Raw genomic sequence first — 23,580 nt, forward strand, 5'->3', positions numbered from 1 at the left:
CCGTCTCCAAGTTAATAAGAAGTGATGGGTCAGACCCCAGCTTGTTTGCTCAGCATTTGTAATGCCTCACTAACCATAATCATTGCCACTACAGAAGTTACCGCGACTGCAGAGCCATAGCCGCCACATTGTAATCCGCCTGTCTGACAGCTTTTGTCTACGCGCGGCGGCTCAGTTGAGTATACGCACCTAATACCGAATTTATCTTTTAGAGCGCTATTGATACCTTTTTCATGGCGCAACTTGTTACGTAACCGTGCTAACAATGGATCTTGATAACTGTCCTTTAAATCGCTAACTGTAATCTGAGAAGGGTCTATCTTGCCCCCTGCTCCACCTGCACAAACGAGCTTTAGCTTATTAAAACGGCAATGTAGTGCAATAGCCAGTTTGGCACTCATGTCATCTACGCAGTCTAATATCACAATCGGCCTTTGCTCAGCTGCGGCAGCTTTTGCCTCACTCCGATTGGGTAATAATGTAGAGACATTCTCAACTGTTAAAAAGTCATCTACCAAGTGCAAAGTGAGCTTTGGGTTAATCTCTTGCAAACGTGCGCCCAGTGCTGCTATCTTACTTTGCCCAAAGGTGCTATCAAGCGCAGGTAGCTGCCGATTGACGTTGGAAGCCACCAATACATCTAAATCAACTAACGTAATATTGCCTACTGCGGTACGCGCTAACGCTTCAGCAGCCCAAGAGCCTACGCCGCCCACGCCAATCACATAAACATGCGCTGCAGCAAAGACATCAAATGCTGCCATACCATACAATGTCTGCGTCCCTTGAAAGCGTCGCTCATATTGTAAATCTGTATTGACAACCTCACTTACTGTATGAGTCGTTGCATTTAGTGTGCCATGTTCTAAAGTCGATTCAGTATTGGCCGATTGTTGCTCGGTTCTTATGAGTTGCGTTTGTTGATTCATAATGAATGAGAAGCTCTGATGGTTGGTGACACTATGGTCAATAATCTTTTGATATTCTTGACGTTTTTTGACGTTTTTAATTGCTCATGTCTTATTTAGGGTAAGGCCAAGAAGTTTGCAAGGCATTGCAACTATTTTGCCACAATTGAGGTGCAAGTACTGCAGGTTCTACAGAAAGCAACTCACTTAGACCTTTCAATACCCAAGGCAAATTAGCAGGTACGTTACGATTGTGTCCATCAGCGCCATACCATTCGTTATCTGGACTTTGTCCCGTTGTTGATTGATTGGCTGATTGACTGTCTAGTTGAGTGTCTTTTGCTTTTTGACACATTATCGGCATCATGTCAGGACAATCAGTCTCTAGAACTAAACACTCTATGCCATGACTATCAACGGCAGCTTTGATAGCACGGCGTAGCTTTTTGGCGTTATGGTTGGTAATTTGGCCAGTAATACCAAGCTTAAAGCCCAATTTAACAAAAGCTTTGGCCTCTTGCTCACCGCCACTAAAGCTATGAGCAATACCGCCTAATTTATGCGCGTCATAGCTATGTGCCTTTAATAACGCCAATGCCTCTGCATGAGCCTTACGAATGTGCAGCATGACAGGAAGCTTGTGCAGCACAGCAATATCCAGTTGCGCTGTAAAAAAACGCGCTTGTTTAGCAAAAACCTCAGGTTGCTTCATAGCGTCCGTATAAGTATCCAACCCTATCTCACCAATTGCTAACGGGCGCTGCTCTTGTATCATTTGCGCCATGCTAGATAGATGCGTGTCAGTATGTTGTTCGATATAAAAAGGATGTAAGCCAAGTGCAATGTGCGCTACAGGATACACGTCTCTACGATCAGTTTTATCCTTATCCTTAGACAGATGTATCTGCTCGATTGCCTGCTGGGTCTCATAGAGTCTAGAAAAATATCGCTGCAAATAACCGACCAATACCAAGTGCTGAACACCCTGCATATAAGCCTGCTGCGTCTGTGACTGTCTATCACCATCAAAGACTGGCGCATCAAAATGAGTATGAGTATCGATCAGAGGATATATAGCAGGCAGTGGGGTATGATCTAGCGCTAGATGTGAATTTGTATGAATCATAATCCGTCTTTATAGTTGATTCTTTAAGGTTGGTAAATATGTGCTGCATAGCAGTTAGGTGGTTATGATAATAGAGTATTTTAATTTTGAATGTTTAGCAGCTTTGTATCTATATGCTGACACAAAACTGTAATACAGCGTGTGATGTACCGCTTTATGAAGTATATTGCGCCGCTAAACTGTCTATTAGGTGCGTTATATTGAGCATAATATGCAAGTATAAAGAGCGTGCAAGTATCAAAAGCATGGAAGTATAAAAGTTGTTTCTTAACCCTTTATTAATCCTTGTCACAGTTTTGATATTGCAGTTCTGTATGCTCAGGATTGATGGTTTTTGAGTGGTCTTTTTTTGATAATTCTTTGGCATGAGGAGTCTGTTGCCAGCTGCTACGTCTTGGTAGCAGCAATAAAGCCGTCCCAACCATGCCTAATGTCAGCCATTTTTGTTTATTCATCGTTTTTACTCCCGCCACTTTTATGTCTGTCTATCACAGTTGTAGATAGCCAAACGACAAACTTAACCGCTATATTCTAACGCTTTAACGGATATGTCTTAATGCCTGTGCTTGGAGCATCTACCTTAGTAAACCCTTGCGCTGTAGGTTTTGACTTTTGATCGCGCTTGGGTACGAGTGGGTTTAGTGGCATCAATTCATAATTAGCATCAACCTTACCATCCCAGCCTTCAGTGCCGCTAAGTGGCAGTTGTTTGATCGTCCCATTTTTATCGATGACCAATTGTAGTACACGCATCTGGTTGTATTTGCGCTCAGTGACACTTGCAACTGCACCACCATCGCGTAGGATAGTTGGCTGTAAAAATATAATCAAATTGCTCTTTTGGGTGCTATCACTATCAGAGCGGAATAGCCGCCCGATAATAGGCACGTTACCTAAACCTGGAACTTTTTGTTGGTTGCTGGTCGTGTTGTCGCGCATCAAACCCCCAAGCGCGATGGTCTGTTGATCATCCGCTAAAATAGTGGTGTTGATTAAACTTTTATTGGTGATAAGCCCACTGGCATTACCGACACTACCGGGTACGACCGAAGATACTTCTTGCGAGACTTCCAAGCGTACCGTGCCATTGTCACCAATATGTGGAATGACATTAAGATTGATACCAATATCTTGACGGTCGATGGTCTGAAATGGATTTTCAGACGAGTTGCCGCTGGTGGTATAAGAGCCTGTTACAAATGGTACGTTTTGACCAACCAAAATGCTGGCCTTTTCATTATCCAAAGTCAAAATAGAAGGCATGGACAATAAGTTAGCACTGGTAGATGAGTCTAATGCTTGCAAGATAGCGCCATAAAACTGTGTATTTCCATCACTGTCTGTACTACTATCCCCAATACCAAGTAACGCACCAGCAATAGAGCCTGCCGCAGAGCTAATACCTGACGCGCCTCCAGACAGTACCGCGCCTGCAAGTGATGCCGCGCTTGCGCCAACGTTATTGAAGTTCACCACTCCATAGCCGCTGTTCGCATTGCCAAGTGCCCATTGTACACCGAGTTGGGCGGCATCATCACCTGAGACCTCAACGATAGCCGCTTGAATAAGCACTTGCGCACGGCGATTATCCAACTGACTGACGGCCGTTTCAATCTCGAACATAAGCTCGGGGGCTGCATTGACAATAACGGAGTTTTGCGTCTCATCAGCGATAATGCTAAAGGGTCGACCGCCAGTACTTGTGCCTGCCCCACCTGAGCTGGATGCAGAAGCTGACACCAAGTTATTAGTTCCAGTTGAACTATTGCCATTTAATGTATCATTGCTATTATTGCCCAGCGTACTACCTGTACTGCCAGCACTATCCAGTGAGGCTGACTCTAAAGTCGATGTCGCCCCAGTACTATTAATAGACTGATTGGCAAGTAAGCCGCGTAACATCTCTGCGATATGACCAGCACTTGCATACTTTAAGCGAAAGACTCGTAAGCCACTTAAGCGACGTGACGGCGTGGTATCAAGTTGATTGACCATTTCTTGCACTTTAGCAATCATCTCAGGACTGCCTTTGACCAGCAGTCTGTCACTAGAAGTATCAGCGATCACTTTGAGCTGATTGCCGCCTCCTTGTGCCTGTTCACCTGCACTTAACACCAAAGCACTGATGAGATCCATCATACGCTCAGCGTCTACATGGCGCAGTGGTATGACTTGTAAGCTATCATTGACATTGTTGTCCAAATCACGAATTAGGGTGGTTAACTGATTCAAACTATCAGCGCGATCAGATAATACCAGTGCATTGACACCAGGCACGGCAGCCGCATGAGCAGACTGTGGCATCAGTGGTCGAATAACGCCTAGTACTTCAGCGGCCTGCGTATTGGTCAAATAAATAACGCGAGTTGCCAAGGCTTCACCCACGCTATCACCGCGCAGATCGACTTCGACACCAGACTGCTTTGCAATATTATCAGGAACGAGCTTGATCGTCGTTCCTGAATCGATCGCTGCAATACCATTGACCTGCATGACACTCAAAAACAGCTGATAAATCTCATCACGAGACAACGCCTTGTTAGAAATCACAGTAACGTTGCCATTGATACGCGGATCAAGGACAAAGTTTTGATCGGTAATCGTTGCCACTTCGTTAATAAAAGCTTTAATATCCGCGTCTTGCAAATTTACCTTCCAGCTTTCAGCACTGGCAAACCCAAACGTTGCCGCCCATAACGGCAGTGCTAGACACAATGGCCGACATATATACAGCAAACGCTGCAGTGAATGACGTAGAGGTGTTACTGAAAATTTATAAAAACTTATCATGGTTATCATTACCCATTGTGATATCACTCACTGTAAACTGAAACGTTGCTAAGATAGCGCTAACAATATTGTTATATGGTCGAGATAATGGTGGTTAGAGCAAACCGTATTATTTAAATATCATCAAATCCATTAGAACTGCTGACGAATCGTAATCACTTGCTCTCCACGTTTTACTTCAATCTGAGCTTCGCCTGATTGCTGTACTTGCTTTAACAAACCAGCGTCTTGTGTAGGATCACTACCGATGTTTTGGCCATTTACCTTAAGTACTCGATCGCCCGGCTCTAGCCCCAATCGATTACGTATTCCAGCTGGCATTGCAGCGGTGACTTGATAGCCTTCACCAGCTGCCATCACCCCCATGCGACTCAAATAACTGGCTGGGCTGTCTTGTAATGCAGTGACAGCTTCATCAATAGCTGAGCTTGGGCTAGCTGCACCATTGCTATCATTTGTAGAATCACTGTCTGTTGAGTCATTGTCAGAGCCATCATTGGAGCTAGTAGTCGCATTGACAACATTGTCATTCGGTATTGCGTTAGGTAATGGCATCGGCTGCAAATCATCGACCGGTTCATTACTTGGCAAGCGCTGATTGCTTACATTCCCTGCTATCATATCGCTTTGATCAAGTGGCATAGAGTCCGCCATGCTAATGACTGTCTCCCTACCACTAGCATCAGCGATAACGACAGCGTTCCAATCGACAGCAACCAGTATATATCCGCTGTCTTGCAGACTTTCGTTAATACGGTAATTTTTAACTTCGCCCTCTACATCCAATAATGCAGATGACATACTCTCTGGTATCGCCAATAGCACCCCTTTTAAATTTACATTAGGTGGCGGCTTTGTAGCAGCGACAACAGGCTCAGGATCGGCAAATATTGCAAACAAACTGCTGTTATCGATATTGGATGCGGCATTATTCTGCAATGGCTGTACCTGCAATGCAGGCGCAGTAGGTGGCGCTAATATCAACCATAATAGGCGCGCGGCAGTCCAAGCTAGCCAACCAAGTGCCAATAATAGTAGCCATACCGAAAATCGGTTTAAGTTATCTACCACTGGTTTTAGGCGTGCTGGAATACTTGTCATTTAACGCGCCCCCAAACCTGTCAGCAGTGGTTGGCGAACACTTACTACCGCTGTATCTTTTGGTGCTTGCCCTTGGTATTCAGGCATATTTTCTAACAATCGCTGCGTCAGGCTCACATCTAGCATGTTATCACCATCGAGATATAGATCCCCTAAGCGCTTATCCTGATTGTCTAATAGGTTAATATGCAGCAAATTTTTATCGTTTTTTTGTTCTGTATTTAGCTCAGCACGTGTCGCTGGCATCGTAATGTAAAACACCTTGCCACCACTTGGATAACCAACTTCGCCGCCCACCCAAGTAAGCTGACCATCTGCTGTTGTAAAGCCAGTCACTTTTGAGCTTGATTGGCGGTGCAATGAGACGGCATTTACTTGAATGGGCGTATTCGGCAGTTGCCAATCAACCACACTAGATAGGGTATCAGAAGCAATCTTGCCGCTCATATCATCAACCTGCCAAGAGTGACGCCCTATGTTGACTTGGCCATCAAGACGGGTTTGTCCCGTAGTAATATTGACATCAGCGCCTATTTTACCCAGTAACAGTTGCCACGGCTGCCAAGACCATTTAGCAGACCCCGTCAGTGGCACAGTCGCTACTGGTAGTTGCCAAATGGCTGAACCTTGCCACAGATTACCTGAAACATGTTGTACATAAGTTGAATCAGGCGCGTACTTCTCAACGATCCAAGATGCTGGCATTTGCAACAACGCAAATAGAGCAAACAAAACAAATCCAACCAGCCACCACAGCTTACGGGGACGCTTATGAGACGAAGCAGATGCTTTGGACACAGTTAGATTACTCTTCTTGGAGGTAAAAATGATATTATGATAACAAACTATTACCTATAGATGACAGCAAAAAAACCAGTATCTTTAGACAAAGATACTGGTTTTTAGAATCCAATCAGCTGAGTGGTATTATCGCTCTATTATATAACTCGTTTATAAATAGCTCGTACAATTAATGCAATGTAATAATCACATTCAAGATAAACACACAGTCAGATTAAAGTAGATTTATACAGCAAAATCTTCAAGATCGCGACCCGCTGCCAATGCATCCACCAACCATGTAGGCTTACGACCACGGCCAGTCCAAGTTTCTTGATGATTGTCAGTATTGCGATATTTAATACTGCGTTTCTTTTCTAACTTCTCACCAGCTTTTAAAATCTCTTCAATTGTACTATTACTATCTTCTGCGATTTTTTCAAACTGCATATACGCATCATATAAACGCTGATGCTGTTTTTGGGTAATAAGTTGTTGGGCGTTCTCAGTGATAGCACGTAGCTCGTCTACATCTAGATTATCTAAATCAATTGTCTTGTTCTTATTCATAATAACCTCAGTCTTAAAAATAGAGATAAGCTCAATATGGTTTTGCAACCTATTAAGCGAAGGATAGGTATTTAGCAATACTGCTTTAACACTATTATTGTCTTTTGAAATTACCCATCAAACCAAAAACAAAATAGATCGATTTGATTTATATGATAATTTTCACTGTCTGATTAACTAGCGATAGCAACTGTGCGAGATTAACATAATTTTATTGTTTAATGAATAAATAAATATCAATAATATTGTTCAAGTTTTTTAATAGTTAGGTATGACATTATCATGAAGACATTAAAAGTCGTATTTTTATACAATGATTATATCTTACATAATTTTTTATAGACATAAGTTTATTTACGATAGTAATTCTGTATTCTTACTATTTCTTATATAAACAGTGAATTTTGATATCAGGTTTAAACGATTGCTTCAAGACAAGGCGATGCGTTAGGCATTTAATCATTTAGTTATTATGTTTTATTTGCATTGTTTTTTCTTAGCTAATCTATACCTTACACTTCTTTATAATATAAAAACTTCATTTAAGAGACACTATTTTCTTTTAAAATTGAAACACCTATAAAAAACATTGCACATTAAAAAGAGCCTATCGATATAGGCTCTTTTTAATGTTTTTCTACCCTATTAGTTCAGGTATATCCTAGAATGGAATGTCATCATCGACAGGACCATCTGGCATTGCCGTAGGTTTTTGTGTTGGCGCTTGATTTGGTTGATTAAACTGGTTTTGCTGAGCAGATGCGCTTTGGTTGTTAAAACTGTTTTGTTGGCCACCTTGAGCTGCTACGCCGCCCGCCTGATTATAGCCACCTTGTTGATTATTGGCTTGTTGACCAAAGTTGTTTTGGTTGTTTTGTCCGCCCTGATTACCATAGCCGCCACCTTGGTTTTGACCACCAAAGTTATTGTTATCTTGACCACCACTTGCGCCATCTAGCATTTGCATTTGTTCAGCACGAATTTCAGTAATGTAGCGATCTTGGCCATTTTGATCTTGATATTTACGCGTACGCAAACTGCCCTCAATATAGACCTTACTGCCTTTACGAAGATATTGCGCGGCAATCTCTCCTAAACGGTTAAATAAAGCAATACGGTGCCACTCTGTCGCTTCTCTTTTTTCACCGCTTTGTTTGTCTGTCCATTGCTCTGACGTTGCAACCGAAATATTGGTCACGCTACCGCCATTGTTAAATTGACGTGCCTCAGGGTCTGCTCCAAGGTTACCGATAATGATAACTTTATTAACTCCGCGCATGATACCGTCCTTTTACTTATGAATAATTTAATGAATCGTACAAGCTATTATTGATTGAAACCAATTCATACTATCAGTAATTTGATTTTACTTTAACCAATTTTTGTTTAAATATCTAGAGGGCTTTGTGCCAAATGCGACAGCTCTTGTCGCGAAGTATCTGTCAGCTGGGTCTTGTCTAGCTTAAGATACGCTACTTGCTCCTTTGCCATCACGACCAGCTCATCGACACCATCTACTGCCAACACCTGCCGCGACCAATTTTGTATGTCGATATTTTTGGGGATAGTGACGGTCGTACTCGACAAGTAAGGCGGCTGTGCAATCGGAATAATGATCAGCAGAGCTGCGCCCATAATAAGTGCTAGTATGCCCCACGCCAATAAATTTGGCTGTGTCAATAGTAAGCCGCCCATGGCCCCGCCAACAAAAGCTCCAAAAAACTGACTGGACGAGTTAAGTCCCATTGCCGTCGCTTTATTTGCCACTGGCGCACGCTTAGATATCCAAGACGGAATGGTCGCCTCAAGTAAATTAAAACCCATAAAGTAGAACAACAAACCTAGGATAATCCCGACTCCCAGTTGACTGCCCAATGCCAATAATGCAAGCGCCGCCGTCATCAAAACAATCGCGCCCAAAAATACTTGACGCATTTTGCGTTTCTTTTCAGCGATGATAATAAAGGGAATGGCCACGGCAAAGCCGATAAATAATAGCGGCAAATACACCAAACCCTGCTGACGTACTGATAGACCTAATACGTCAGAGAGCTGGTGCGGTAAAATCACAAAGATCGCTGTCATGGTCAGATGTAGGGCAAAGATACCGATATGCAAACGGTTTAAATCGCCAATTTTTAACACGCTTACCAACTGCTGACCAATCGATTTATTGTCTAAATTGTGCTTGAGCACACGTAGCGGTGTGGGTACGACAAAAAGTAGCATCATTGCTAAAACCGCAAAACCCGATGTCAGCCAAAACAGGCCTGAAATACCAAGCGAACCCACCAGTAGTGGGCCAAAGGCAAAAGCGAGCATAATGGAGGTGGCGATGGTCAAGCCCATCGTTGCCATTGCTTTGGTGCGCATCTCTTCTCGTGTCACATCAGCTAACAATGCCATCAGCACCGCCGAGACCGCACCGCTCCCTGCCAGCGCTCGGCCGATAATAACCTCATAAATATCTGTCGCGTTGGCCGCGATGATACCGCCCAAAGCAAATAATATCAGACCCAAAAAGATAATCGGCTTACGCGGGAATTTATCGGCAGCAAGGCTCATCGGTATCTGAAAAATCGCTTGCCCAAGCCCATAAATACCAACGGCCAAACCAATCAAAAACGGCGTGGCATGGGCATAGTTGTCACCATATACAGAGAAAACAGGCACAATCATAAACAAGCCAATCATCCGCAAGGCAAATATACCACCGACCCCGAGAATTGCCCGTTTTTCTACGCTATTCATACTTGCCTCACTGATATTATCATCGCTGATCTGACCTTTTTATCTGACTGTCGATTATGTAGCGCCATCGATACAGGCTCATGCGATCAGCTTCACTTGTCAATCAAGCCCCACAGTATAAAACATTCGCTACTTGGTTGCCGAAACTTTTACCTTTTCAATAACGTGCCCTATAGTTAACCCTCTTCAAAAGACAATCAACCATAGGCTGCTATTTGCAACTTGCTTATTTTACTAGACAGTTTTGTTACTAAGTGCATCTAATGCGCAGTCATACCTTGAATAATGTCATCTGAATGACAATAAAGTAAAACGTCATACAAAATATGATAAAAAATCATCTAAATAGAAAAACCTCATATATGTAAGCAATGTTATCGTAATCTGTATTGCCCAGCGCTTAAAAACATAGATGCGATCTACTGATGGATGAATTTACTCATATATCTTTGACGCAAGTCTATCTTTTTAAAATATTAACTGGTTACCTGATACTGATTTTAAAACTGACATAAATATCAGAAAACAACAAAAACTTAGCCAACAAGTAACTGTTTCACTAATTCTATCTAATCTAGACTTTTGTTAATTTTTAACATTAACGGTTTTATAAATAGAATGACATAACATGTGAATGCACAGTTGATACAGCTGTTTTTACGAACAACCACTATAAAACTTTATAACTTATCATTAAACGTATCGTATTTAAATGAAGTAGCCTATGGCTATTAACATACCGTTTTCATTTAAAGCTTACTATATATCACTTACTTTAGATTTTATAACCATACGCACATAGTTTTTTTAATAACGCTTTTAGAAAATAGGAAACCTGTAACCGATGGCAAATGACCACATTGCAATACGCGGCGCACGCACTCACAATCTAAAAAACGTTGATCTCGATATTCCACGTGACAAATTCGTGGTAATTACTGGCTTATCTGGCTCAGGAAAGTCATCTTTGGCTTTTGATACGCTATATGCTGAAGGACAGCGTCGCTATGTCGAGAGTCTGTCCGCCTACGCCCGTCAGTTCCTCTCACAAATGGAAAAACCAGAAGTCGATAGCATTGAGGGTCTCTCTCCTGCTATTGCCATTGAGCAAAAATCAACCAACCATAATCCACGCTCAACAGTCGGTACGATTACTGAGATCTACGATTATCTACGCCTGCTCTATGCGCGTATCGGTACGCCATACTGCCCTGAACATGGTGAGCCGATGGTCGCACAATCGGTGACAGAAATGGTTGATCAGGTGATGGCGTTGCCTGTTGATACCAAGCTAATGATTTTGGCACCAGTGGTTCGTGAGCGTAAAGGCGAGCATACCGTATTGCTTGAGCAGCTGATTGGACAAGGTTTTGTGCGCGTGCGCGTCGATGGTGATGTCTATGATACAGACGAGCTACCAACGCTTGATAAAAAGAAAAAACATACTATTGAGGTTGTGGTTGATCGCTTTAAAGTCCGTGATGACTTAGGTAACCGCGTCGCTGAAAGTCTCGAGACTGCTCTGCGCTTGGGTCAAGGTTTGGTTACGCTACACTTTATGGATGGCAATCCAAAAGAAGGTGGCGATGAAAACCAAGTCATGTCGTCCAAGCACTCATGCCCTGTCTGTGATCGAGCAGTGCCTGAGCTTGAGCCGCGGATGTTTAGTTTTAACAATCCATACGGTGCTTGCCCAAGCTGTGATGGTTTGGGTAAACGTCAATATTTTGCCGCTGAAAAACTGATTACCCATCATGAAAAATCGCTCAACCAAGGTGCGATTAACGGTTGGGACAAGCGTCATGCGTATTATTTTGGTCTGCTCTCTACTGTCTGCAAGCATTTTGACATTGATATGGATACGCCTTGGCAAGACCTGAGCAAAGCGCAACAGGACCTTATTATGCATGGCTCAGGTAAAGAAAAGCTCTCCTTTAACTTTACCGATGAGCGTGGTCGTAAGACCAACAAAACTGTTCCATTTGAAGGCGTGCTGCCTTATCTAGAGCGCCGTTATGCCAAGACCCAAAGTAACCTTGTGCGTGATGAGCTGGCAAAGTATCTGGCTGATACTACCTGTAACGTCTGCGATGGTGCGCGCTTGAATGAAATTTCACGCAATGTCCGCGTCGATGAGCAAACTATCGCTGAGATCGTTAAGCTGTCCATTGGCGATGCCGCTGATTATTATAAAACCTTAAAGATTGGCGGTCATAAAGGCGAAGTCGCAGAAAAGATCTTTAAAGAGATTAATGAGCGCTTAAACTTCCTTGTTAGCGTCGGACTTGACTATCTGACCCTTGCCCGCTCTGCCGAGACGCTATCTGGCGGTGAAGCGCAGCGTATCCGTCTTGCCAGCCAAATCGGTGCGGGGCTTATGGGCGTGATGTATGTACTCGATGAGCCGTCTATTGGTCTGCATCAGCGTGACAATGATCGCTTGCTCAAAACCTTAACTCGTTTGCGCGACTTGGGCAATACTGTCCTTGTCGTTGAGCACGATGAAGATGCGATTCGTCAAGCCGATCATGTCATCGATATCGGTGTCGGTGCAGGCGTACACGGCGGTCATATCATCGCGCAAGGCACGGTCGATGAAATCATGGCGACCAAAGACTCGCTGACCGGACAATATATGTCAGGCGAGAAAAAAATTGAAATTCCTACCATTCGTCATAAGGCTAAAACAGTAGAAGTTGAAGCTAAAGGTAAAGCCAAACCCAAAAAAGTGCCGATGACGATTGAGCTAAAAGGCGCATCCGGCAACAACCTACATGATGTAGATTTGACCATACCCGTTGGTATCATGACTTGTGTTACTGGTGTCTCAGGCTCAGGCAAATCAACTTTGATCAACCGTACTTTAATGCCGATCGCCGCCACACAGTTAAACAATGCTTCTACCCTTATTGCAGATAAGCATGAAAGTATCAGCGGCCTTGAGCATTTGGACAAAATGGTCGATATCGATCAAAGTCCAATCGGCCGTACGCCGCGCTCAAACCCTGCAACCTATACAGGCGTCTTTACCCCTGTACGTGAGATGTTTGCGCAAACGCAAGAAGCCCGCGCACGTGGTTATAAACCAGGTCGCTTTAGCTTCAATGTTAAAGGTGGTCGCTGTGAGATGTGCCAAGGCGATGGACTCATCAAAGTTGAGATGCACTTTTTGCCTGATATGTACGTGCCGTGTGATACCTGCGAAGGCAAACGCTATAATCGTGAAACCTTAGAGATTCATTATAAAGGCAAAAGTATCGCTGAAGTGCTCGATATGACCGTTGAAGATGCCACTGAGTTCTTCTCAGCGATCCCAGCGATCTATCGCCGTCTACAAGCACTCATGGATGTTGGTCTTGGCTATATTCGCTTGGGTCAGTCTGCGCCGACGCTGTCTGGCGGTGAAGCACAGCGGGTCAAACTGGCGCGTGAGCTGGCCAAACGCGATACCGGACAGACGCTGTATATCTTGGACGAGCCGACTACGGGTCTGCATTTCCATGATATTGATAAACTGCTCAATATCCTACATGCCTTACGTGATAAAGGTAATACCATCGTGGTCATCGAGCATAATTTGGATGTCATCAAAACGGCGGATTGGGTCATTGATCTTGGCCCTGAAGGCGGTAAAGGTGGCGGACTCATCATCGCGAAAGGCACACCTGAAGAAGTGGCAGAAGTGAAAGGCTCGTATACGGGTGAGTTCTTAAAGCCGATGCTTGAGCAAGGGTTAAAAGATGTAAGCTAAGACAGGTTAGTGAATGATTGATAAAAGGCTGCTCTTTAGGGAGTGGCCTTTTTTGTTGGGCTGAGTTTAAATTCAGAATTATCATATTTTATCTATTTAGATATTTTCTGTACTTTTTAGAATCTTTTTTATCAATAAAGCTTAGGATTTCTTCTCTACGTTCTAATACTTCTTGTTCAAACAAGTGTAGTGTAATCTGTAGTTCATTATACTTTTCTGAAGTGAAAAGTGACTGAATTGATTTTCTGCCTTCTGAACTAACTTTAGTGGTTTTAAGCATACCAGCACCAAATTCAGATGATGCGTTGAGTACTGTAGGAAGTAATTTCACAATTAAGATATCGAAATAGTTGAAAGGATATTCATAATAGATTTCAAAGTAGAATTCAATATGAGTACCATATTCCTCATTCGAATTGTAGAAAAAATAATTTATAAGTTTATTTTGACTTTCATCAAAATTAAAGTATTTGATATATACATCAAATACTGGTAATGCTAAATACTTATAGAAGTAGTAAGTATCCATACTTTCAAGAAATTTTAATATATTGTGCTTACCATTTACAAACTCATAACTGCAGTCTTTATAGAATTCAATTTTCATTTCAGGTTGATTGTGTATAAATGAAGCGTAGTAAAACTCTTGAATACTTTTATGTATAAAGGTGTAATCGAAACCATCTTTCAAAATTAAACAAACGTTTTTAGATAAGTCATATAAAACCATTCTAGGGTTATCACGAATATTTTGATTTTCAAGACACTCTTTTAATACTTCAATCGCTTTACCATCATCAAACACCAGAATATCCATACTAAAGGTAATAAAGCAAAACTCTTCGAATACTTCTTGAAGCTGAACTTCATTCAAACCACTATTAGACTCACGTTTGAAACCAGGCTTTGTTTTATCATGACGCGATATTAGAATTGTGAATAAATTTTTATAAAATTCGTGTTGATTAGTCGGTATTTCCAGACTACCCCTATAATTCATTACGAAAAGAGTAACCATCAAGGGAGTCTTAAGTAAGTCTTGAATCTCTGTATTGCTGTCTTTAATAGCTTGTTTGAGTAGCTTATTACTCTCACTCTCTTCGACCAATTTATCAATTAATAGACTTTGCTCATAAAAACGATACTCTGATAGCTTAAATACTTTCAAGTAATTGGATCGCTGAATATCTGCATCCGGTCTTGAGCTAACAATAATTTGCATGTTTGGATAACGCTCACACCATTCTTCAATTTCATTAAGCAACTTTTTTACTTTGTCATGAGGTACTTCGTCAAAGCCATCTAAAAACAGTACTAGCTCGCCTGTCTTAGCGACCCTATCAAAATCTGACTCTTCAAACTCAGTTATCCAGTTATTAATTTGCTTACTTAGCGCATTGATTAATGTATCGTTATCATCTAAGCGGCGCAGCTCATAAAATAACGGAATACGTTGTCCTTGTCTTGCTTCTTGAAAAGTTAAATAACGCATGAAAATAGATTTACCTTGTCCTACTGTCCCTTGAAGAACAATTGACTGTCGACTAATATCAGTGACAAAATCGATAGATGTATTTATATCTTCAATTCTGGTAGGCACATAAAACCCCTGTAAGTCTATACTATCGTCACCTTTATAGATTGTCTTTACTTTGGTAACTCTAACGATTCTATCAGACAGATTACTAAGAGCTTGATCAAGTTTATGGTCATCATATTTATTTTTGCCCTTCTCAAATAGCCAGCCAAATACTTTTTTGGTAGGTTCTTTGAGCTCATCTGCTAACTTCATTCCAGCTATACCTGCCATCGCTCCAGTTAACAACATAAGATTAATCCTATTATGTTCATTTGCTTAAATATAGATATAAAAATTATAGCACGTATGGCAGCTGAAACTTACAATACTCATTGATTTATCAAGCAAATGTTAGCTATTTACAACACTAAATAAACTCCCTCTCAACATTCATCACCCGTGCATCTACCGTACGCTCTATTTTCTCCTCTATTTGACTGCATTGTGACTCAATCTCACGTTTGGACAGTCCAACGATTACAAACGTCCATTCGCTAGCATCATGCCGATCACGCTCATCGCTTTCGCATACCGCAACGCTTGGCGTATTACCGAAGCGCGCGTGCAAGCCGCCCATTCGTTGGCGTTTTTCTTTTAACGAGCTACAGCCAGGTAGCGCAAAAGTCAGCGTTAAGATAGCGATATGCATTTTATGCTCCTTACCAAAAAAGTTTATACTTTATAGTAGCATCAAATATAATGTCCGATAATGCCTGCGCGTCAGCATCTAGACCCTTTATAATAGCGTACCAATACCAACCAACATACGTATCTCGCCCAATGACTTCTATCAGCTACATACAGCAGCAGCGCATCACTCGACTATGCGTGCGCTGCGGATTACTTCTTATGCAGTACGGCGCTGAGTCTGCTGTGGTGGTTGACTTGTCTAAACGTTTGGGATTTGCTTTGGGGATGAGCAGCGTCGAATGTTCGCTGAACTTTAATGCCATTACCCTGACAACCATCTGTAATGAGCGCTGTATCACCACTACCAGAGACACCATCAATCAAAGCATTAATGTCAATTTGCTGGTGCAAATCCAGCAAATCGTTAATAAAACCGAAGCCGATAGAAATATTGACAAGCTAAAGTCTGAGCTGACTGACCGCACCACCCATGCCTTTGATGAGTTAGATAAAACGGTTTATCCAACATGGCTAGTAGGCATATTTGTTGGTGCATCTTGTGCCGCGTTTGCCAATCTTAATGGCGGTAGCTTATCGATTACCGCCGTGACCTTTATCGCGGGCATGGTAGCGATGTTTACGCGCATTTATTTAGCCAAGCACCATTTTAATCCTTTTATTACCGTCATTGTGACGGCTTTTATCGCCTCTTTAATTGGCGCGACAACCTATTATTTTGATATTGGTAATAATGCCGATATTGCGGTTGCCTCTAGCGTGCTGTTATTGGTGCCAAGCTTTCCTTTGATTAATTCTTTCTCAGACATTCTAAAAGGCTATGTCAATATCGGCATTGGTCGTGCCGTGTTTACTTATATGCTGACCTTGTCCGCGTGCGTTGGCATTGTTATGGCGCTGGTTTTGCTGCAAATACAGCACTGGGGGTTTTGACATGTGGTTCATTGAAACCGTGGTGCTGTCATGTATTATTACCCTTGGTTGGACGCTGATGTTTAGCGTACCCAAACGCTACATTTTGCCGTGTTTGCTGATGACTGCGTTTGGCTTTGGGCTAAAAACAGCGCTTGTCTATCAGCACGTACATCTGGTGGTTGCCAGCTTTTTTGGGGCGATGCTTGCCAGCTTTTTGGGTGTTTATTTTTCTAAAAAATACACCCTACCACCCAAAGCGTTAATCTCACCAAGCGTCATCTGTATGATGCCAGGTATTGCCGCTTATAAGGCGATGGTCAGTATGGTACAGATCGGTTATTTTGGCTTCTCAGACGAGTTATTTAGCCAAATGATGGTGTATTTGTTTGAGGCCCTGTTTGTGACCTCAGGATTGGTACTGGGCTTGTCTATTCCCGGACTGTTATTTTATAGACGGCGCGCCATTGTCTAAATAGATCTAAATGGTGTCTATTTTACTTAAAGACTTTTATAAATTGAGCCTTAGCTCTCAACTTGGGTAAAATGTTGGACTAAAACCCAGCCTACGCCAATAAAAATAAGAAAAATAAATAATTGAGATTGGATTATTAATGCTACTTGGCACGCCTTAAGCATGAAAAAACTTGTAAGATGTATTCTCATACCCATTACAGTAAAGTTCACAATAAAACTAAAAAACAATCGCGTTCATACTATTCATCACAAGCATTGACTAAAGAGACTTAACCATGACAAAACATTATGACTATATCGCCATTGGTGGCGGTAGCGGCGGCATTGCCTCAATCAACCGCGCGGCAAGCTATGGCAAAAAATGCGCTATTATTGAAGCGGAGCAGTTAGGCGGTACTTGCGTCAATTGGGGCTGTGTGCCCAAAAAGGTCATGTGGTACGGCGCGCAAGTGGCCGAAGCCATCGAAAAGTATGCGCCAGATTATGGCTTTGATGTCGAGTTAAAGGGTTTTGATTTTCAAAAGCTAGTCAATAGTCGCCAACAGTATATCCAAAACATTCACCGCGCTTATGATAATAATTTAGCCAAAAATGGCGTGGAAGTCATAAAAGGCTTTGCCAAGTTTGTCGATACCAATACGGTCGAAGTCAATGGCGAGCATATCACGGCTGACCATATTTTGATCGCAACGGGCGGTCATCCTATTAAGCCAAATATTAAAGGCGCAGAATACGGTATTGATTCTGACGGTTTTTTTGCCTTAAATGCTTTGCCAAAACGGGTGGCCATCGTCGGGGCAGGATATATCGCCGTTGAAATCGCTGGCGTGCTCAACAGCCTGGGTGCTGAGGTGCATCTGTACGTCCGTCAACACTCGCCGCTACGCTCATTTGACCATACCATCGTGGAGACATTGCTGATAGAGATGGAGCAGGATGGCATTCAATTGCACACCGATACCACACTAACGGAAGTCCATAAAAAAGAAGATGGCTGTTTAGAGTTGTTTACCAAAGACGGCGCTCTTGATACCGTAGATTGTTTGATTTGGGCGATTGGTCGCGCGCCTTCTACTGACGGTATTAACTTGGAAGTGACAGGTGTAGAGACGACTGATAACGGTAAAATCAAAGTCGATAAGTTCCAAAATACCAACGTTGAGGGCATTTATGCGGTCGGCGATATTATTGAAAACAGCATTGATTTGACCCCTGTTGCTATCGCGGCGGGTCGTAGACTATCTGAGCGCTTGTTTAATGACAAAACCGATGAGCATTTGGTTTATGACTTGATACCGACGGTTATCTTTACCCATCCGCCTATTGGCACGATTGGCTTGTCTGAGATTGATGCGGTCAATCACTTTGGTAAAGACAACATTAAATGCTATACCTCAACATTTACTTCTATGTATAGCGCAGTGACGCAGCATCGTCAAAAGTGCGTGATGAAACTGGTGTGCTTAGGCGAAGATGAAAAAGTCATCGGCTTGCACGGCATCGGCTTTGGTGTCGATGAGATGATTCAAGGCTTTGCGGTGGCGATCAAGATGGGCGCGACCAAGGCTGACTTTGACAATACGGTCGCTATTCATCCTACTGGTTCAGAAGAGTTTGTGACGATGCGTTAATTTGTTAGATATAATCAATCCACTATAAAATAAATACAGTGTTACTGGGATAAATTTTGCGCAGCCTCTGTCAGCGTAGACACAGCAAGCAAGTAAAATTTATATCAGTGACACGTTATAATGTTTGGACTCTTTTTATTTAAGATTAACGATAGTAATAGCAAAAAGGCTGTTCTCTATAGAATAGCCTTTTTTATTGCCTATTTTTGATTTAGCGTAGCGTCAGATACAGACAGCACAATCATGATACTGCTATGATGCGCTTAATAGAAGCCGTTTGTGAGATGACTGTGTGGCAAGTATACCTCTATATTTTACCAATTGGCCTTGGGATTATGACGTTAGCGGCAAGCTTACTGTGCTTGTTTGCATACCTCATGTCGGATGACAATGCCACGCGTCTGCCAGCTTTTAACTGGTTTAAGCGTTTAATTATTGTGGCATTTATTCTACTAAGCGTTGGGCTGTTTATGACCTTTGGGCATTTTTGGGGTTAGCTCAAGTCTGATACAATTAAAGCCAACCTTTATGAGCTAACGATTTTCTCTAATTCTAATAATGCTAAGTCTTGACGCTTCGGTTCGCCATTATTGCCGTCATCTGGGAACGGCATCTCGTTACCATTCAACTGATAGCCGCGGCGCTGGTAGTAAGCCAATAGCTCGGGGCGATGGCTTAAAATAGACATGGTCAGACGACTTGGTTGATCATTACCTTGTAGATGCCGCTCTGCAAAAGTCTCAGCTGCTTCTAATATCACATTACCCACACCGCACCCTTGCAAGTCTGGATGTACCGCAAACATACCAATATAGGCTTTTTCATTTGCGTCAGCATCGACTTTTATATCAACGGCAATACAACCCAACAGCTCGTCAGTTTCATCGCCATCCTGAGAGCCAGTCGTCGTTTTTGGATAAACGAACAGATAATGTTTTGGATTATCGATGATGCTCGCCAGCTCAGACTGAGTAATACGAATGCCACCAACCAAGTCAGCTTCATTGGTCCAGCCTGCTGTTTCTCGATAACAGCGATTTAATAACTGCTCAAGTGCGCCAACATCATCCACTTTTGCTTGCCGTAAAAACACAGCGTCTTTGTTTAGAAGGTTATTATTCATCTTATAAGGTGTCCTTTCATTATTGCTATATAAAAAAGCTGACTTGGATAACCAAGCCAGCTTTAATAGTAAACCTTATGTGCCTGTAAATGCTAGCGCGATAATGCTTGGGCCTGCTCGATAATATCGAATCCAGTATTGATCTGCGCGCGCGTCGGCGCGTGACCACGACGCAGCAGCTCACTAAAAGCGACCAACTCTTTATCACGCCCTAAAGTACTTGCAGCACTTGCACGAGTATCTTCTCCCTCATCATCGAAGTAGTACTCGATATAATCGAGCGTGTCAGGCGAGCCAAGTAAGATATTATTATCTGGTGAGGCTGCATGTCCGCTGTAGCGTAGGCTCTTGCCATATTGCATCGTCCAGAAGAAAGGAATGCGCGCCTCTAACGAATTGACACTATCATCGTTTAATATCGCTGCCGCTGTGACCATACCATGCTGCAAAGCCACGCGCCAATGTTCGATACGCATACGTCCCATCTGACCGGATGCTTTTGCAATGTCGCCAAGCGCATAAACCCCATCGCGCAGCTGCAAATGACTGTCGACTTGCACGCCATCTGGATCATTCACCTCATTTAAAACTTCTGTACGCGGTGTCACGCCCGTACCCAGAATCACAATATCGGCATCGATATGCTCGCCATCGGCAAGCGTCACACCGCCTACTTGTGAAAAGGTTTTATCATGTTTAGGATGCTCAGCCTTATTTCCAACTTGAGTGATTTTATTGACAGTGGCATTAAACACAAAGTTTATGCCGTTGTCTTTATGCAGCTTAATCAACGCATTGCTCACAGTTTCTGATACGATATTGCCCATTACCCGATTGTCCTGTCCAATCACCGTAATCGAAGCGGGCGTACCTGCTTGTGCCAATGCAGAAGCGACCTCCATACCGATAAAGCCTGTACCCACAATCACCACACGCTGGTCGTGACTGGCCGCTTTAATCAACTTGGCATCCTCCATGCTACGCAAGGTATAAACGCCATCCAAATCAGCTCCTGTGATAGGCGGTATGTTTGGCTCAGCACCTGTCGCTACCACTAAAAAATCCGCGGTCTGTCGCTCACTATTGCCGTTATCATTGGTGATAACGACGGTAGACTCATTGGGCAGTACTTCGCTAACCGTTTGATTGAGGCGTAAATCGATATCGTTGTCACTGGCCCACTTTGCACCGCCTAGCAACAGCTTGTCTTCATCCATATTCCCTGCTAAAAAGGCTTTTGATAATAAAGGGCGATTATAAGGGGCTTTATCCTCTTTACTGATCAAGGTAATCTTGCCGCCATAGCCCGTATGACGCAGCTGATTGGCCGTCATAAACCCTGCACCGCCACCACCAACGATAATAGTATGGGTATCGATCAGCTTGTCATTGTCCAAGTTTTGATTCATTTTCGCTGAGGTATCGACGCTCAAGCTCTCGCCCTCATCTGTCAGCTGATATTGAGTCAATCCGCGCATGGCAACTGGCTCTAATAGCGTCCCATCACGATTGTCAAAAGTTGCATGGTGCCAAGGACAGACGACTCGACTACCGCAGCGCAACCCTGTGCCCAAATCTGCGCCAGCATGCGGACATTTGCCATCAAAGGCAAAAAACTCATCCTCATCGCGCGTGATTAAAATGATACTATCATCATCTTGTTTATATGATTTCATGCCACCATTTGGAATATCAGATTTATTGATGGTCACGATATTCTCGGTATGAATGTTATTATCGGCTAGGTTGTTATTCATCTGGCTCATAGGTCATCCTTAACAGTTATAATTATGTTCTGTATAAAACGTACCGTAATAGTCGATATACTTTAAAAAAGACAAGGTTACTGCGAACTACCAAGCGTGACTGAGACAATTTTTACAAAGTTTCTGTCAGCGTAGGCACAGAAAGTGAGGAAAATTTGTACCAGTAACGCACTATAATGTCCTGTATCCATTTTAGTTTGTATCGACTATACATTTAAAAAACAGCTCTATTGATAGTAACAAGCCCACTTAACGTACGCTGTTTATTTGTACGTTCGCTGCGTTGCGAAACGTAACTGGTGAATATTTACTAGCTCTAATGAATTGGCCTTACCCTTTCAACCCAAAACTTACCTTCAAAATACAAGACCACTTTATGACTTCTCAAGATAACTATAAAAAAACGACAGATAACCTTAGTGCTCAATCTGACTTAGACAGTCAGCCAACTCATAACGAGCAGTTTGATATCGCAAGCTTCGATATCGCAAGTTTTAATATCAAAGCGGCGACAGATACCGAACAGCTCCCTCAGCCCATACTGCCACCTTTAAAGCAGGCAACCTACAAAACATATAACACAGACTTTATCGTCAACGAGATATTGCCGATTGACTTCACTGGCGAAGGCGAACATCTATGGCTACATATCGAAAAGTCCGGCGTGAATACTGCTTATTTAGCCAAATTACTGTCCGAGTGGGCAGAGATTCCATTACGTGATGTTGGTTATTCAGGACTCAAAGACCGCCATGCACTGACAACGCAGTGGTTTAGCTTGCGGATACCTAAAAAGCAATTGCCAGAGACTCAATTTGCACCAATAGATATCGGTGACAACGAGTCAGTCACCATCCTTACGCAGCACTGGCACAATAAAAAGCTCAATCGCGGCGCGCATAGGGCCAATCACTTTATTATTACCTTACGCGATATTGAATTAAAAGATGACGATAAATCGTCTGTAGAGCAGCATCTGCAAACTATCAGCTTAGGCGGCGTACCCAATTACTTTGGTCCGCAGCGTTTTGGATGGCATGGTAACAATATAACAGAGGCGTTGAGGCTGTTCGCACGCCCAGCACCAAAAGATCGTCCGCAAACAAAAAAGAGTAAACGTAAACGTGCCCCGCGTGAGCAACACGCGATGGAGCTGTCTGCCGCGCGCAGTTTACTATTTAATGAGATATTGGCGGCCAGAGTACGTGACGGCAGTTGGAATATAGGACTTGCCGGTGAAGTATTTAATTTAGATGACTCAGGCTCGATATTCGCCAGTGAAGCGATAGACGAGTCGCTACGTGCGCGTGTTGCCAGTGGGGATATTCATCCAACTGGTGTGCTGTGGGGCGTAGGTAACAATAAAGTCAGCGGCGTAGCAGCCCAGCTCGAAGACGATGTAGTACAGCGCAATCCATTATTAGCACAGCTAGCAGTGGGTCTAGAAAAACGCGATGTCAAAGCCCAGCGACGAGCACTACGATTACCCGTTGAAGCGATGCGTTGGACGTGGCAAGAGGGACAAACAGATGGTAAGCAAACGCTCGTATTACATTTTGCTTTAACGACTGGCAGCTTTGCTACTAGTGTACTGGCAAGTTTGGTACAACAGCTAAGCAGCTCATCATCGAAGGTGTAATGCTTTGTAGCTTTGTACTAAGTTATCC

Annotated in this window: 19 protein-coding genes; 6 read left to right on the top strand and 13 right to left on the bottom strand. The window is 42.9% G+C overall.

Translation table 11 applies throughout. From position 1 onward, the window contains the following. Positions 1-29: 29 nt before the first annotated feature. From Q0890_RS03020 to Q0890_RS03060, 9 genes are all read right to left on the bottom strand, one after another. Positions 30-764, bottom strand: coding sequence for a tRNA threonylcarbamoyladenosine dehydratase (locus Q0890_RS03020; protein ID WP_299217996.1), 735 nt, complete (start codon positions 762-764; stop codon positions 30-32). A gap of 256 nt (positions 765-1,020) precedes the next feature. After that, positions 1,021-2,034, bottom strand: a complete 1,014-nt coding sequence (locus tag Q0890_RS03025) for a TatD family hydrolase (protein ID WP_299217450.1) — start codon at positions 2,032-2,034, stop codon at positions 1,021-1,023. Between the two features lie 278 nt (positions 2,035-2,312). After that, complete coding sequence (locus Q0890_RS03030; RefSeq protein ID WP_299217453.1) at positions 2,313-2,489, bottom strand: hypothetical protein; 177 nt, start codon at positions 2,487-2,489, stop codon at positions 2,313-2,315. 76 nt (positions 2,490-2,565) lie between these two features. Next, positions 2,566-4,824 (bottom strand): type II secretion system secretin GspD, encoded by a 2,259-nt coding sequence (gene gspD / locus Q0890_RS03035; RefSeq protein WP_299217456.1) that lies wholly within the window; start codon positions 4,822-4,824, stop codon positions 2,566-2,568. 132 nt (positions 4,825-4,956) lie between these two features. Continuing rightward, positions 4,957-5,925: a type II secretion system protein N gene (locus Q0890_RS03040; protein ID WP_299217459.1), complete on the bottom strand. Its 969-nt coding sequence runs from the start codon at positions 5,923-5,925 to the stop codon at positions 4,957-4,959. Continuing rightward, the gene (gene gspN, locus Q0890_RS03045; protein ID WP_299217462.1) at positions 5,926-6,723 is read right to left on the bottom strand and encodes a type II secretion system protein N; all 798 of its coding nucleotides are present in this window, start codon (positions 6,721-6,723) and stop codon (positions 5,926-5,928) included. A gap of 228 nt (positions 6,724-6,951) precedes the next feature. Beyond that, on the bottom strand, positions 6,952-7,275 hold the full coding sequence (locus tag Q0890_RS03050) for an H-NS histone family protein (RefSeq protein WP_299217465.1): 324 nt from the start codon (positions 7,273-7,275) through the stop codon (positions 6,952-6,954). A 661-nt stretch (positions 7,276-7,936) separates the two neighbouring features. Continuing rightward, complete coding sequence (gene ssb / locus Q0890_RS03055; RefSeq protein ID WP_299217468.1) at positions 7,937-8,554, bottom strand: single-stranded DNA-binding protein; 618 nt, start codon at positions 8,552-8,554, stop codon at positions 7,937-7,939. A gap of 107 nt (positions 8,555-8,661) precedes the next feature. After that, positions 8,662-10,026, bottom strand: coding sequence for an MFS transporter (locus Q0890_RS03060; RefSeq protein ID WP_299217471.1), 1,365 nt, complete (start codon positions 10,024-10,026; stop codon positions 8,662-8,664). Positions 10,027-10,870: 844 nt separating this feature from the next. On the opposite strand from Q0890_RS03060, the gene uvrA reads away from it, so the two are divergent. Further along, positions 10,871-13,777: an excinuclease ABC subunit UvrA gene (gene uvrA / locus Q0890_RS03065; RefSeq protein WP_299217474.1), complete on the top strand. Its 2,907-nt coding sequence runs from the start codon at positions 10,871-10,873 to the stop codon at positions 13,775-13,777. Between the two features lie 88 nt (positions 13,778-13,865). Here the strand turns inward: uvrA and Q0890_RS03070 are convergent, their stop codons facing one another. Together Q0890_RS03070 and Q0890_RS03075 are read right to left on the bottom strand one after the other, a co-directional pair. Continuing rightward, positions 13,866-15,605: an NACHT domain-containing NTPase gene (locus Q0890_RS03070; protein ID WP_299217476.1), complete on the bottom strand. Its 1,740-nt coding sequence runs from the start codon at positions 15,603-15,605 to the stop codon at positions 13,866-13,868. 118 nt (positions 15,606-15,723) lie between these two features. Further along, on the bottom strand, positions 15,724-16,005 hold the full coding sequence (locus Q0890_RS03075; protein WP_299217479.1) for a DUF503 domain-containing protein: 282 nt from the start codon (positions 16,003-16,005) through the stop codon (positions 15,724-15,726). A gap of 131 nt (positions 16,006-16,136) precedes the next feature. On the opposite strand from Q0890_RS03075, the gene Q0890_RS03080 reads away from it, so the two are divergent. The 4 genes from Q0890_RS03080 (at position 16,137) to Q0890_RS03095 (ending at position 19,521) form a co-directional block, all read left to right on the top strand. After that, positions 16,137-16,937: a threonine/serine exporter ThrE family protein gene (locus tag Q0890_RS03080; RefSeq protein ID WP_299217482.1), complete on the top strand. Its 801-nt coding sequence runs from the start codon at positions 16,137-16,139 to the stop codon at positions 16,935-16,937. 1 nt (position 16,938) lies between these two features. After that, complete coding sequence (locus tag Q0890_RS03085; protein ID WP_010201359.1) at positions 16,939-17,391, top strand: threonine/serine exporter family protein; 453 nt, start codon at positions 16,939-16,941, stop codon at positions 17,389-17,391. A gap of 277 nt (positions 17,392-17,668) precedes the next feature. Next, a complete protein-coding gene (gorA, locus tag Q0890_RS03090; RefSeq protein WP_299217486.1) occupies positions 17,669-19,024 on the top strand; it encodes a glutathione-disulfide reductase in 1,356 nt (451 codons plus the stop codon). Positions 19,025-19,278: 254 nt separating this feature from the next. Then, the gene (locus Q0890_RS03095; protein ID WP_299217489.1) at positions 19,279-19,521 is read left to right on the top strand and encodes a hypothetical protein; all 243 of its coding nucleotides are present in this window, start codon (positions 19,279-19,281) and stop codon (positions 19,519-19,521) included. Positions 19,522-19,550: 29 nt separating this feature from the next. On the opposite strand, the gene Q0890_RS03100 is transcribed toward Q0890_RS03095, so the two are convergent. Next, positions 19,551-20,147: a GNAT family N-acetyltransferase gene (locus Q0890_RS03100; RefSeq protein WP_299217491.1), complete on the bottom strand. Its 597-nt coding sequence runs from the start codon at positions 20,145-20,147 to the stop codon at positions 19,551-19,553. Positions 20,148-20,239: 92 nt separating this feature from the next. Continuing rightward, positions 20,240-21,913 (bottom strand): FAD-dependent oxidoreductase, encoded by a 1,674-nt coding sequence (locus Q0890_RS03105; protein WP_299217493.1) that lies wholly within the window; start codon positions 21,911-21,913, stop codon positions 20,240-20,242. A gap of 376 nt (positions 21,914-22,289) precedes the next feature. Between Q0890_RS03105 and truD the strand changes: the two genes are divergently transcribed. Then, positions 22,290-23,552 carry a tRNA pseudouridine(13) synthase TruD gene (gene truD / locus Q0890_RS03110; protein ID WP_299217496.1) on the top strand — a complete coding sequence of 421 codons (1,263 nt, stop codon included), beginning with the start codon at positions 22,290-22,292 and terminating at the stop codon, positions 23,550-23,552. The last annotated feature ends 28 nt before the right edge of the window (positions 23,553-23,580 follow it).

It is taken from the genome of uncultured Psychrobacter sp. (genome assembly GCF_947488565.1).
GTDB lineage: Bacteria > Pseudomonadota > Gammaproteobacteria > Pseudomonadales > Moraxellaceae > Psychrobacter > Psychrobacter saeujeotis.

Coding starts and splice junctions, on each gene's coding strand:
- Q0890_RS03070 (WP_299217476.1), bottom strand. CDS start 15,605: ATGTTGTTAACTGGAGCGATGGCAGGTATAGCTGGAATGAAGTTAGCA.
- Q0890_RS03085 (WP_010201359.1), top strand. CDS start 16,939: ATGTGGTTCATTGAAACCGTGGTGCTGTCATGTATTATTACCCTTGGT.
- ssb (WP_299217468.1), bottom strand. CDS start 8,554: ATGCGCGGAGTTAATAAAGTTATCATTATCGGTAACCTTGGAGCAGAC.
- Q0890_RS03025 (WP_299217450.1), bottom strand. CDS start 2,034: ATGATTCATACAAATTCACATCTAGCGCTAGATCATACCCCACTGCCT.
- Q0890_RS03095 (WP_299217489.1), top strand. CDS start 19,279: ATGATGCGCTTAATAGAAGCCGTTTGTGAGATGACTGTGTGGCAAGTA.
- gorA (WP_299217486.1), top strand. CDS start 17,669: ATGACAAAACATTATGACTATATCGCCATTGGTGGCGGTAGCGGCGGC.
- truD (WP_299217496.1), top strand. CDS start 22,290: ATGACTTCTCAAGATAACTATAAAAAAACGACAGATAACCTTAGTGCT.
- Q0890_RS03050 (WP_299217465.1), bottom strand. CDS start 7,275: ATGAATAAGAACAAGACAATTGATTTAGATAATCTAGATGTAGACGAG.
- Q0890_RS03020 (WP_299217996.1), bottom strand. CDS start 764: ATGGCAGCATTTGATGTCTTTGCTGCAGCGCATGTTTATGTGATTGGC.
- Q0890_RS03075 (WP_299217479.1), bottom strand. CDS start 16,005: ATGCATATCGCTATCTTAACGCTGACTTTTGCGCTACCTGGCTGTAGC.
- gspD (WP_299217456.1), bottom strand. CDS start 4,824: ATGATAAGTTTTTATAAATTTTCAGTAACACCTCTACGTCATTCACTG.
- Q0890_RS03030 (WP_299217453.1), bottom strand. CDS start 2,489: ATGAATAAACAAAAATGGCTGACATTAGGCATGGTTGGGACGGCTTTA.
- Q0890_RS03105 (WP_299217493.1), bottom strand. CDS start 21,913: ATGAGCCAGATGAATAACAACCTAGCCGATAATAACATTCATACCGAG.
- Q0890_RS03060 (WP_299217471.1), bottom strand. CDS start 10,026: ATGAATAGCGTAGAAAAACGGGCAATTCTCGGGGTCGGTGGTATATTT.
- Q0890_RS03100 (WP_299217491.1), bottom strand. CDS start 20,147: ATGAATAATAACCTTCTAAACAAAGACGCTGTGTTTTTACGGCAAGCA.
- Q0890_RS03040 (WP_299217459.1), bottom strand. CDS start 5,925: ATGACAAGTATTCCAGCACGCCTAAAACCAGTGGTAGATAACTTAAAC.
- uvrA (WP_299217474.1), top strand. CDS start 10,871: ATGGCAAATGACCACATTGCAATACGCGGCGCACGCACTCACAATCTA.
- Q0890_RS03080 (WP_299217482.1), top strand. CDS start 16,137: ATGACTTCTATCAGCTACATACAGCAGCAGCGCATCACTCGACTATGC.